We start from the raw sequence: 13,527 nt of genomic DNA on the forward strand, positions 1-13,527 counted from the left end.
CGGGTGCGCGGCTGTACCGCACCGGCGACCTGGCCAGCCAGCGCGCGGACGGGGTGATCGAATACCGCGGGCGAATCGACCACCAGGTGAAGATCCGTGGCCTGCGCATCGAGCTGGGCGAGATCGAAGCACGCCTGCTGGAACAGGATGGCGTGCGCGAGGCCGCCGTGATCGCACGCGGCGCGCAACTGGTGGCCTACGTGGTGCCCGTCGCTGCCGGCACCGGCCTGGTCGACAGCCTCAAGGCAGCGCTCAAGGTCAGCCTGCCGGACTACATGCTGCCGGCGCACTTCGTGCTGCTCGAGGCGCTGCCGTTGTCGGCCAATGGCAAGCTGGAACGCCGGGCCTTGCCCGACCCGCAGGCCGGCGCGGGCGCCGCGGCCTACCGCGCCCCAGGCAGCGAACTGGAGTGCCAGTTGGCCGGCTTCTGGCAGGAAGTGCTCAAGGTCGAGCGGGTGGGGCTGGACGACGATTTCTTCGAACTCGGTGGTCATTCACTGCAACTGATCATGCTGCTGGCCCGTTTGCGCGGCGCCTTGGGCATCGAACTGGCCATCAACGATTTCTACGCACTGCGCACCCTGCATCAGCTGGCGGCGCACGTGCAGGCCGTCATGGCCGACAACGATCCGAGCGACGAACTGGACCTGATCTTCGGCGCGCTCGACGAACTGGAGGAACACAATGCTTAAGCCCCAAACCGCACGCTCGCAGGAGCTGGCCACGCGAATCGGCGGGCTGGACAGCGACAAGCGCCAGCAGCTGTTCCGCAAGCTGGGCGAGGCCGGGGTGAATGTAGCGCGCCTGCCGATCGTGCCAGCCATCGAGCGTGGCCCGCTGCCGTTGTCCTATGCCCAGCAGCGCCAATGGTTCCTCTGGCAGCTCGACCCACAAGGTTGTGCCTACAACCTGTGCCTGGCCCTGCGCCTGCGCGGCCCGCTGGAGCTGGCCGCGCTGCAGGGTGCCTTCGACCAGTTGCTGGCGCGCCACGCCAGCCTGCGCACGCGCTTCCTCGAAGTCGATGGGCAGGCCTTGCAGCAGGTGTCGGCCGACAGCGAGCCGGACTGGCAGGTCCTGGCGGCGCAGCCGGCAATTGGCGCCGAACAGCTGATCGATGCGCGCCTGCGCGATGAGGCCGCCACGCCGTTCGACCTGGCCCAGGGCGCACCGTTGCGGGTACGGGTACAGCCCCTGGGCGCGGACGACCATCTGCTGCAGGTGAGCCTGCACCATATCGTCACCGACGGCTGGTCGATGGGGGTGATGGTCGAGGAACTGCTCGAATGCTACCGCGCCGCTTGCCGTGGCGAGCCGGCGCTACTGCCGGTGCTGCCGATCCAGTATTCGGACTATGCCTTGTGGCAGCGCCAGTGGCTGCAGGCGGGCGAGGGCGAGCGTCAGCTGCAGTACTGGCGCGAGCGCCTGGGCAGCCACCAGGATGTGCTCGAACTGCCGCTCGATCGCCCGCGCCCCGTGCGCCAGAGTGGGCGCGGCGCGAGCCAGAGCGTGCAGTTGCCCACGGCGCTGGCTGTCGCGCTGCGCCAGCTCGCCCAGCGCCACGATGTCAGTCTGTTCACCGTGCTGCTGGGCAGCTTCCAGCTGCTCCTGCAACGCTATACCGGTCAGCCCGAGGTACGCATCGGTGTGCCGCTGGCCAACCGCAACCGCGCCGAGACCGAACGACTGATCGGCTTCTTCGTCAATACCCAGGTGATCAGCGCGCCGCTCGACCTGCATGGCAGTTTCAGCCAGCACCTGCGCGGCCTGCATGAAACCGTGCAGCAGGCCCAGGCGCACCAGGACCTGCCATTCGAACAACTGGTCGAGGCGCTGCAACCGGAACGCAACGCCAGCCACAGCCCACTGTTCCAGGTGATGTTCAATCACCAGGTGCAGCCGGCCGTGACCCAGGGCCTGAGCCTTGGCGAGCTGCAGGTGACCTTGCTCGAACAGGCGCAGCCCGGTGCCCAGTTCGACCTGACCCTGGACACCAGCGAGAACGCCCAGGGCCTGCATGCCTGCCTCACCTATGCCAGCGACCTGTTCGAGGCCGCCACCGTCGCGCGGCTGATGCGCCACTGGCAGCAGCTGCTGACGGCCATCGTCGCCGACCCGCAGGCAGTCGTTGGCAACATGCCGTTGCTCGAGGACGCTGAGCGCCAGCACCATCTGCGCGCCTGGAACCCTGCCACCCGTCCGTTCCCGGTGACACAGACCCTGCACGGCTGCATCGAGGAGCAGGCGCGCCGCCGTCCGCAGGCTATCGCCGTGACCTGCGAAGACCGTCAGCTGAGCTATGGCGAACTCAACGCCCAGGCCAACCACTGGGCTGCGCGGCTGATCGCCGCCGGGGTTGGCCCGGAAGTGCGAGTGGGGCTGGCGGTGGCCCGCAGTCTCGACCTGGTGGTCGGCCTGCTGGCCATTCTCAAGGCTGGCGGTGCCTATGTGCCGATGGACCCCAGCAACCCCCGCGAGCGGCTGGCCTACCTGATGGAAGACAGCGGCATCGCTTTGTTGCTGACCCAGACGACCTTGCTCGAGCGCCTGCAACCGCCTGCCGATTTGCCGCGGGTGCTGCTCGATGCCGAGCCGGGGGTGTCGAGTGACCCTGGCAACCCCGAGGTCGCCGTGCAGCCGGGCAACCTGGCCTATGTGATCTATACCTCCGGCTCCACCGGCAAGCCCAAGGGCACCTTGCTGCCCCACGAGAACGTGCTGCGCCTGTTCGCCGCCACCGACTCGTGGTTTGGCTTTGGCGCCGACGACACCTGGAGCCTGTTCCATTCCCATGCCTTCGATTTTTCCGTGTGGGAGATTTTCGGTGCCCTGTTGCAGGGCGGTCGACTGGTGGTAGTGCCCCAGGCGCTCACCCGCTCACCGGAAGAGTTCCTGGCCTTGCTGGAGCGCGAGCGGGTGACCGTGCTCAACCAGACCCCGTCGGCGTTCCGCCAGCTGATGCAGGTGGCTTGCGCGCGGCCCGAGGTGCCGGCGCTGGCCCTGCGGCATGTGGTGTTTGGCGGCGAAGCCCTCGAGGTAGCCAGCCTGCGCCCGTGGTTCGAGCGCTTCGGTGACGCTCAGCCACAACTGACCAACATGTACGGCATCACCGAGACCACGGTGCATGTCACCTACCGCCCGCTGTCCCTGGCTGACCTGCGCAGTGATAGCGCCAGCCCGATCGGCGAGCCGATCCCCGACCAGACCTTGTACCTGCTCGACGCGGCCCTCGACCCGGTCCCGCAAGGCTGTATCGGCGAGCTGTATGTGGGCAGCGCGGGCCTGGCCCGTGGTTACCTGCAACGCCCGGCGCTCAGTGCCGAGCGCTTCGTACCCGATCCGTTCGGCGCCCCTGGCGCGCGGCTCTATCGCAGTGGCGACCTGGCCCGCTTCAGCCAGGACGGCGCGATCGAGTATGTCGGGCGTATCGATCATCAGGTGAAGATTCGTGGTTTTCGTGTCGAGCTGGGCGAGATCGAAGCCCGCCTGTTGCAGCACCCGCAGGTACGCGAGGCCGTGGTGCTGGCCGTCGACGGGGTCAACGGCCCGCAACTGGTGGCCTGGCTGGTCGTCGCCAGCGAGCTTGACCCGGCCGCGTTGCGCGATAGCGTGCGCGCCGAATTGCAGCGCGATCTGCCGGCGTACATGGTGCCGAGCCACGTGCTGCTGCTCGATGCACTGCCGCTGACCGGCAACGGCAAGCTCGACCGCCGGGCGCTGCCGCAGCCGGACGCGACCGAGGCGCAGCGCGCCTATGTCGCGCCGCGCAGTGCGGTGGAGCAGGGCGTGGCGGCGATCTGGGCCGAGATCCTGCACCTGCCTCGGGTCGGCCTGGACGATGACTTCTTCGAACTTGGCGGCCACTCGCTGCTGGCGACCCAGGTGCTGTCGCGCGTGCGCCAGGCATTGGCGGTCGAGGCGAGCCTGCGGACCCTGTTCGAGCACTCCGGGCTGCGCGACTTCTGCGCGGCACTGGGCGCCGCCGACGCCGTGGACGGCGAGACGATCCGCGCGGTCGAGCGTGACCGGCCGCTCGCGGTGTCGTTCGCTCAGGAGCGCCAGTGGTTCCTCTGGCAACTTGACCCGCACAGCGCCGCCTATCACGTGCCCATGGCCCTGCGCCTGCGTGGCCCGCTGGACCTGGCGGCACTGCAGCACAGTCTCGATGCACTGGTGGCCCGCCATGAACCGCTGCGCACCACCTTCCGCCAGGACGGTGGCGAGCTGCTGCAGGTCATCGCCGACGCTGCCACGCTGGCGTTGCGCCAGGCCAGCCTGCCGCCTGGTGAGTCGTTGTCGACGCGGATCGAAGCCTTCGTCCTGGCCGAGACCCAGCGCACTTTCGACCTGGCCAACGGCCCGCTGCTGCGGGCTTGCCTGGCGCCACTGGGCAGCGATGAGCATGTGCTGGTCCTGACCCAGCATCACATCGTCTCCGATGCCTGGTCGATCCAACGCCTGGTGCACGAGCTGATCGAGCTTTATGGCGCCGCCAGCCAAGGCCGCCAGGCGCAGCTGGCGGCCTTGCCGATCCAGTACGCCGACTTCGCCCAGTGGCAACGCCAATGGTTGGCCGGGCCCGAGCGCCAGCGCCAACTGGAATACTGGCAACAGCGTCTGGCTGGCGGCGATGCGGTGCTGGCACTGCCCAGCGACTACCCGCGCCCGGCGCAGATGAGCCACCGCGGCGGGCAAGTGCAGGTGCAGTTGCCCGCCGAGCTGGTCCAGGCCCTGCGCCAGCTGGCCCAGGACCAGCAGGCCAGCCTGTTCATGCTGCTGCTGGCCTCGTTCCAGCTGTTGCTGCACCGCTACAGCGGCCAGGCCGACATTCGCGTCGGCGTGCCCATGGCCAACCGCAATCGGGTCGAAACCGAAGCGTTGCTGGGCTTCTTCGTCAACACCCAGGTGCTGCGCGTCGAGGTGCAGCCCGAAGCCTGCGTGCTCGACCTGCTGCAGGCCAGCAAGGCCGCGGCGCTGGATGCCCAGGCCAACCAGGACCTGCCGTTCGAGCAATTGGTCGAGGTGTTGCAACCGCAGCGCAGCCTCAGCCACAACCCGCTGTTCCAGGTGATCTACAACCACCAGAACCGTGATCCGCGCGCGGCCCGCCTGGGCGACCTCGGTGCCTTGCAGATCGAAACCGTGCACTGGGACAGCGTCACCGCACAGGTCGACCTGGCCCTGGACACCTTCGATTCGGGCGATACCCTCGACGCGACCCTGACCTACGCCACCGACCTGTTCCAGGCCTCGACCATCGAGCGGCTGGGGCGGCACTGGCGCAACTTGCTGCAGGCCATGGTCCGCGACCCGGCGCAGCGAGTTGGGCAACTGCCGATGCTCGACCGCGCCGAGCTCGAGGCCATGCGCCCATGGAGCGTCGATGAGCCGGGCTATCCCACCGCGCGCAGTATCCACCAACTGATCCAGGCCCAGGCCGCACGCCGCCCCGAGGCACTGGCGGTAATCTGCGCTGACCAGCAGCTGACGTTCGCCCAGCTGGACACCCAGGCCAACCAGCTGGCGCACCTGCTGATCGCTCGCGGCGTAGGTGCGGAAACCCTGGTCGGCGTGGCCCTGGAGCGCAGCCCACAGATGCTGGTGGCACTGCTGGCGGTGCTCAAGGCGGGGGCCGCCTATGCCCCGCTGGACCTGGACTATCCCCGCGAGCGCCTGGCCTACCTGATCGAGGATGCCGGCATCAGCCTGCTGCTAAGCCAGTCGCACCTGGCCGCGCGCCTGCCGTTGCCAGACGGCCTGGACTGCCTGGCCCTGGACCAGGTCGAGCTGAGCGCGCAACCGGCCCAGGCGCCCCAGCGCACCGTGCAGCCGGGCAACCTGGCCTATGTGATCTACACCTCCGGCTCCACCGGCAAGCCCAAGGGCGTGGCGGTGGCTCACGGGCCGTTGGTCATGCATTGCCTGGCGATTGGCGAGCGCTACGAGATGAGCGAGCACGACTGTGAGCTGCACTTCATGTCGTTCGCCTTCGACGGTGCCCATGAACGCTGGCTCACCGCCTTGAGCCATGGCGCGCGCCTGCTGATTCGCGACACTGGCCTGTGGACCCCGGAGCAGACCTACCAGGCCATGCACCGCCACGGCGTGACCGTGGCTGCGTTCCCGCCGGCGTACCTGCAGCAACTGGCCGAGCATGCCGAGCGCGACGGCAACCCGCCGCCGGTGCGGGTGTACTGCTTCGGCGGCGACGCGGTGCCCCAGGCCAGCTACGACCTGGCTCGTCGCGCTTTGCGTCCGCGCTACATCATCAATGGCTATGGTCCTACCGAAACCGTGGTTACCCCGCTGATCTGGAAGGCCGGCGAGCAGGATGCTTGCGACGCCGCCTATGCACCGATCGGTACGCGCATTGGCGATCGCAGCGTACGGGTGCTTGACGACCAGCTCGAGCGGGTGCCGCTTGGCCACCCCGGCGAGCTCTACCTGGGCGGTGCGGGCCTGGCTCGCGGCTACCTGCGTCGCCCCGGGTTGACGGCCGAGCGTTTCGTGCCCGATCCACACGGCGCGCCGGGCGCGCGTACCTACCGCAGTGGCGACCTGGTGCGCCAGCGGGTCGACGGCGTGGTCGATTACCTGGGCCGCGTCGACCATCAGGTCAAGGTGCGTGGCTTCCGGATCGAGCTGGGTGAGATCGAGGCCTGCCTGCAAGGCGTGGCCGTGGTGCGCGAGGCGCTGGTGATCGCCCGCCAGGGGCCGACCGGCGCGCAGCTGGTCGGCTACGTGGTGGCGCAGCAGGCGCTGGACGCGGCGGGCCAGGAGGCCCTGCGCGACCAGCTCAACCTGCACCTGAAGGCCAACCTGCCGGGCTACATGATCCCCAGCTACCTGATGCTGCTCGAAGGCTTCGCCCTCACGCCCAACGGCAAGATCGACCGCAAGGCCCTGCCCGAGGTCGATGCCAGCGCCCTGCAACGTCACTTCGTGGCGCCACGGCCTGGGCTGGAGCAACAGGTGGCCGTGGTCTGGCAGGCCGTGCTCAAGCTCGAGCGGGTCGGTCGCGACGACAACTTCTTCGAACTGGGCGGGCACTCGCTGCTCGCCACCCAGGCCACCGCCCAGCTGCAACTGGCGCTGGCGGCCGACATCGCCCTGGACCTGATCTTCAAGGCCGCGACCTTGCACGAATACAGCGCGGCCCTGGCCGACCGCGTGAGCGCTGACCCTGAGCAGGACCTGAGCGACATGCATGATCTTCTTGACGAGCTGGAGACCCTCTGAGATGGCTGTACAGGACAACATTGCGCTGGTGCAGCGCTTCATCCGCCTGCCTCTGGCCCAGCGCAAGGTCTTTTTGCACAAGCTCGCCGAGCGTGGCATGAGCCTGAGCAACCTGCCGATCCCGGCCATGCACGAGGAGCTCGATGCGCTGCCGCTGTCCTACGCCCAGCAACGCCAGTGGTTCCTCTGGCAGCTGGAGCCGCACAGCAGCGCCTACCACATCACCAGCGCCCTGAACCTGGAGGGCCCGCTCGACCTGGCGGCCCTGCAGCAGGCTTTCGATGACCTGCTGGCGCGCCATGCCTCGCTGCGCACGCGTTTCGTCGCCGACGACGGGCAGCCGCGCCAGGTGATCGAGGCACAGGCCAGGCTGACGCTGAACATCGAAACGCTCGCCGACGCCGAACAGCAACCGCAGGTCGAAGCCTTCCTGGCGGCCGGCAGCAGCGAGCCGTTCGACCTGGCCCAGGCGCCGCTGGTGCGGGTACGCCTGCTGCGCCTGGCGGCGGACCGGCACGTGATGCTGTTGGTGCTGCACCATATCGTCGCCGATGGTGTGTCGATGCAGGTGCTGGTGGACGAGCTGATCCATGGCTACCTGGCCGCCAGCGAAGGCCGCGTGGCGGCCTTGCCGGCGCTGCCGATCCAGTACGCCGACTATGCCTTGTGGCAGCGGCGCTGGATGGAAGCCGGCGAGCGTGATCGCCAACTGGACTACTGGAAAGCCCAGCTGGGCGATGAGCACCCGCTGCTGCAACTGCCGCTGGACTACCCGCGCCCGGCCGAACAGAGCCTGCGTGGCGCCAGTATCGAACTGGCCCTGCCCAACGATCTGGCCCAGGGCCTGCGCACGCTGGCGCAGCGCCAGGGGGTGACGCCGTTCGTGGTGCTGCTGGCGGCCCTGCAACTGCTGCTGCACCGCTACAGCGGCCAGGCGCAGGTACGTGTCGGCGTGGCCCTGGCCAACCGCAACCGCGTGGAAACCCGTGGCCTGATCGGTTTCTTCATCAACACCCAGGTGCTGGTCGCGCGGATCGACGGCCAGGCCTCGTTCAACGACCTGCTGGCGCAGGTCGGGACCGCCAGTCGCGAAGCCCAGGCCCACCAGGACCTGCCGTTCGAGCAACTGGTCGATGCCTTGCAGGTCCAGCGCGATCTCAGCCATGGCGCGTTGTTCCAGGTGATGCACAACCACCAGAACGACCTGGGCCAGGTGCAACTGCCGCCCGGCATGCCATTGCAGGTGCGCCAGCTGCCGCTGGACAACGGCCACAGCAAGTTCGACCTGACCCTGGAAACCGTCGAGCAGGGCCAGGACATCAGCGCGCGTTTCATCTATGCCAGCGACTTGTTCGCCGAGCGCACCGTGCGGCAGATGGCCGAGCACTGGCTGGCCTTGCTGCAGGCGGTGATCGCCGAGCCGGGCAGGGCGCTGGGTGAAATTTCCCTGGCGCCGCTCAGCCAGCCTGACTACCAGATGCTACCGGCGCCGGACTGCGCCGGCATTCATCAACTGTTCGAGCAACAGGCTGCGCGTCAACCCGAGGCGATTGCCGTGGTCTGTGGCGAGCGGCAACTGAGCTATGCCGAGCTCGACCAATGGAGCAACCGCCTGGCGACGCGCCTGCGCGCCAGCGGCGTGGGCCCGGAAGTGGCAGTGGGCCTGGCGCTGGAGCGTTCGGTCGAGCTGCTGGTGGCGATGCTGGCGGTCCTCAAGGCGGGGGGGCATTACCTGGCCCTGGACCTCGCCACGCCGCCGGCTCGCCAACAGGAACTGCTGGCCGAAGCCCAGGTGGCGCTGCTGCTGAGCGATGACCTGGCCCAGGGACGCGCGCCGTTGCAGGGCGCGTTCGAGCAGGTCCAGGTCGATGACTGCCTGGCCTGGAGCGCCGTGCCTGCTTCGGGGGGTTGCCCCGACAACCTGGCCTACCTGATCTTCACCTCCGGCTCCACGGGCCGGGCCAAGGGCGTCATGGTCAGCCATCGCGCACTGCTCAATTACCTCACGGGCCTGTACGCGCGTATCGACCTGAGCGCGGTACGCAGCCTGGCCATGGTCTCCACCGTCGCCGCCGACCTGGGCTATACCCAGCTGTTCGGTGCCTTGTGCGCCGGGCGTACCCTGCATTTGTTGGCCAGCGAGCTGGCCATGGACAGCGACGGATTCGCCGCCTACATGCGCAAGCACGCCGTCGATGGGCTGAAGATCGTGCCTTCGCACCTCGAAGCGCTGTTGTCGGCCAGTGACGCCGTGGCCGTGCTGCCGCGGCGTTGCCTGATCCTTGGCGGCGAGCACAGCGCGCCGGCGCTGCTGGCCCGAGTACGGACGCTTGCCCCGGACTGCCAGGTGTACAACCATTACGGCCCCAGCGAGGCCACGGTCGGAATCCTCGCCCGGGCGCTGGCGCTGGACAGCCAGCCGATCACGGTCAGCCTCGGCCAGCCCCTGGCCAACAGCCGCGTGCAACTGCTCGATGGCGACCTGCAGGCGGTTGCGGCAGCGGTGACGGGCGAGTTGCATGTCGCCGGGCCCTGCCTGGCGCGGGGGTATCTGGGCCAGCCTGGCCTTACCGCCGAACGCTTTGTCCCCGATCCCTCGGGCCAGCCTGGCCAGCGCATGTACCGCACGGGTGACGCGGCCAGCCTGGGTGCGGACGGGGTGACCTATCGCGGGCGTATCGACGATCAGCTGAAGATCCGCGGCTACCGCGTCGAGCCGGGCGAGGTCGCCGCTGCCCTGCAGCGCCTGGCCGGTGTCCGGGAGGCCGTGGTGCTGGCCCGCGACAAACAATTGGTCGCCTATGTGGTGCTCGACGGCGTCGACCCGGCCCAGCTGCGCCCGGCCTTGGCAGGCGTGCTGCCGGACTACATGGTGCCGGCGCATTTCGTGGCGTTGCCCGCGCTGCCGCTCAACGCCAACGGCAAGGTCGATCGCCGTGCCTTGCCGGCCCCTGATGCCAGCCCCGCGCAGCTCGCCTATGTGGCCCCGCGCAGCGCGCTGGAGCAAGGCATCGCGGCGATCTGGCAGGAGGTGTTGCAGCGCGAGCAGATCGGCCTTGGCGACAACTTCTTCGAACTGGGCGGCGACTCGATCATGTCCATCCAGGTGGTCAGCCGGGCCCGCCAGGCCGGCATCGTGTTCACCCCCAAGCAGTTGTTCAAGCACCAGACCGTGCAAGCGCTGGCCAGCGTTGCCGTGCTCGGCGACTCGCGCCAGCGTGCCGAGCAGGGGCCGCTGGCCGGCGCCTTGCCGTTGCTGCCGATCCAGCAGCAGTTCTTCGCCCGGGCCGTGCCCGAGCGCCATCACTGGAACCAGTCGGTGCTGTTGCAGGCGCATCAGCGCATCGATGCCCAGGTGCTGGAGACGGCCTTGCGCGCGCTGGTGGAGCACCACGACGGCCTGCGCCAGCGCTTCGACGAGGGCGCCCAGGGCTGGCAGGCGCGCTACCTGAGCCTTGAGGAGCAGCGCCAGCAATGGCAGGCCACGCCGTTGTGCCGCCAGCACCAGGGGGTGACAGGCGAGGCCCTGCAAGCCCTGTGCGAGGCTACCCAGCGCAGCCTCGACCTGAGCCAGGGGCCACTGCTGCGCGCCCTGTTGCTGGACCTGGACGATGGCAGCCAGCGGCTGTTGCTGGTGATCCACCACCTGCTGGTGGACGGTGTTTCATGGCGGGTCATCTTCGAGGACCTGCAGTGCGCCTATAACCAGCTGGCCGCCGGGCAAGCGCCACGACTGCAGGCCAAGACCGACTCGTTGCGACTGTGGGGCGAGCGCCTGCAGGCTCACGCCCAAGGCGCGTTGGCTACCCAGCAACTGGACTACTGGCTGCGCACCCTGGAGGGGGTCGACGGCGATTTGCCGGCGCTGCGCCGCGACGTGCCGCTGCGCCAGGACCGCCAGGCCACCGTCAGCACGCGACTGTCCGCGGAGTCGACCCAGCGTTTGCTGCAACAGGCCCCGGCAGCGTACCGCACGCAAGTCAATGACCTGCTGCTGGCCGCGCTGGCACGGGTGCTCGGCGACTGGACCGGGCGCGACGCTGTGCTGGTGCAACTGGAAGGGCATGGCCGCGAGGAAATCTTCGACGGCATCGACCTGACCCGCACCCTGGGCTGGTTCACCTGCAAATACCCGGTGCGCCTGCCCACGGCGGCGCACTGGCCGCAAGCGATCAAGGTCGCCAAGCAGCAACTGCGCGCAGTGCCGGACAAAGGCATCGGTTTCGCCGCCTTGCGCCACCTGGGCGAGCCCGAGGTGCGCGCACGCCTGGCCGCGTTGCCGGAACCGCGTGTCACCTTCAACTACCTGGGGCAGTTCGACGGCAGTTTCGCCGACGACACCCCGAGCCTGTTCTCGCCGGCCCGCGAGAGCAGCGGCGCGGAGCAGAGCGCCAGCGCCCCGCTGGGCAACTGGCTGACCCTCAATGGCCAGGTGTATGGCGGGACACTGAGCATCGACTGGAGCTTCAGCCCGGACATGTTCGAGCCCCAGGCCATGCAGGCCCTGGCCGAGGCCTATGGCCAGGCCCTGGAGGCGCTGGTCGAGCACTGCTGCACCCCGGGCGTCGTGGGCGCGACGCCGTCGGACTTCCCCCTGGCCGGCCTGGACCAGGCGAGCCTGGACGCACTGCCTGTCGACTTGGCGGCGGTGGAAGACATCCTGCCGCTGTCGCCGATGCAGCAGGGCATGCTGTTCCACACTCTCTACCACGCCGAGGCGGGCGACTATATCAACCAGTTGCAGGTGCCCGTCGACGGCCTGGATGGCGAGCGCTTCCGCGCCGCCTGGCAGCAGGTCATGCAGCGCCATGAAGTGCTGCGCAGCGGGTTCTTCTGGGAGGGCGTGCCGCAGCCATTGCAGGTGGTCATGCGCGAGGTCGCGCTGCCATTCGAACTGCTCGACTGGCGTGGTCGGGAGGACTGCGAGCAAGCCCTCGAACAACTGGCCCGGACCCAGCGCGAGCAAGGTTTCGCGCTGACCGAGGCGCCGCTGATGCGAGTGCAGCTGGTACGCACCGGCGAGCAGCGTCATCAACTGATCTACAGCCATCACCACATCCTGATGGATGGCTGGAGCAGTTCGCGCCTGCTCGGCGAGATCATGCAGGCCTACCATGGCATGGCCCTGGCACCGGTGCAGGCACGCTGGGCCGACTATATCGAATGGTTGGGCGAGCGCGACGGGGCCAGCACCCAGGCGTTCTGGCAGGATCAACTGCGCACGTTGGAGACGCCGACCCGCCTGGCCCGGCGCCAAGTTGGCGGCGAGGCGGGGCAACGCCTGCATCGTCAGCACCTGGACCGCCAGGCGACCACGGAGCTGGCGAACTTCTGCCGGACGCAGAAGATTACCCTCAACACCCTGGTGCAAGGTGCCTGGCTGTTGCTGTTGCAGCGCCACACCGGGCAGTCGACGGTATGTTTCGGCGCCACCGTGGCGGGGCGCCCGGCGCAATTGCAGGGTATCGAGCAGCAGGTGGGCTTGTTCATCAACACCTTGCCGGTGGTGGCCAGCCCGCGCCCCGAGCAGTGCGTGGCGGACTGGTTGCAGGCGGTGCAGGAGGCCAACCTGGCATTGCGCGAGTTCGAGCACACACCGTTGTTCGATGTGCAGCGCTGGGCCGGGCAGGGCGGCGAGGCCTTGTTCGACAATATCCTGGTATTCGAGAACTATCCGGTGTCCGAAGCGCTGCAGGGCGCCTTGCCGGGGGCCTTGCAGTTTGGCCAGGTGCACAGCCACGAGCAGACCAACTACCCGTTGACGGTGGCGATTGGCGCGGCTGACACGCTGAGCATCGAGTACCGCTATGGGGCGGCTGATTTCCCGGCCGGCTTCATCGAGACCCTGAGCGCGCATCTGCTGGCGTTGCTACAGGCCATGGCGGGCGCGCCACAGGCGCTGCTTGGCGCGCTGCCCATGCTGACCGACGCCGAGCGCGACGAGCAGGCAAAGTGGAACGCCACTGCCACCGACTACCCGCTGGACCGTTCGATCCAGCAACTGATCGAAGCCCAGGTGGACCGCGCGCCACAGGCCGAGGCCCTGGTATTCGGCGATACCCGCCTGAGCTACGCCCAGCTGGATGCCCGCGCCAACCAGCTGGCCCGTCACTTGATGGCGCAGGGCGTCGGCCCGGACGTGCTGGTCGGGATCGCGGCCGAACGCAGCGTCGAAATGGTGGTCGGCCTGCTGGCGATCCTCAAGGCCGGTGGCGCCTACGTGCCGCTGGACCCTGAGTACCCGGCGGAGCGCCTGAGCTACATGTTCGAGGACAGCGGCATCCAGTTGCT

3 protein-coding genes are annotated in these 13,527 nt (G+C 68.6%); all 3 read left to right on the forward strand.

The features are described 5' to 3' along the window. On the forward strand, nt 1-692 hold a 692-nt coding region (locus E3U47_RS24380; protein ID WP_134694130.1), incomplete at its 5' end, for a phosphopantetheine-binding protein. Beyond that, complete coding sequence (locus E3U47_RS24385; RefSeq protein WP_134694131.1) at nt 685-7,236, forward strand: non-ribosomal peptide synthetase; 6,552 nt, start codon at nt 685-687, stop codon at nt 7,234-7,236. The genes E3U47_RS24380 and E3U47_RS24385, both read left to right, overlap by 8 nt. Nucleotide 7,237: 1 nt before the next feature. Then, nucleotides 7,238-13,527: non-ribosomal peptide synthetase (locus E3U47_RS24390; protein WP_167659533.1), on the forward strand; the 6,290-nt coding region annotated here is incomplete at its 3' end.

It is taken from the genome of Pseudomonas sp. RIT623 (assembly GCF_004519305.1).
GTDB lineage: Bacteria > Pseudomonadota > Gammaproteobacteria > Pseudomonadales > Pseudomonadaceae > Aquipseudomonas.

Coding starts and splice junctions, on each gene's coding strand:
- E3U47_RS24385 (WP_134694131.1), top strand. CDS start 685: ATGCTTAAGCCCCAAACCGCACGCTCGCAGGAGCTGGCCACGCGAATC.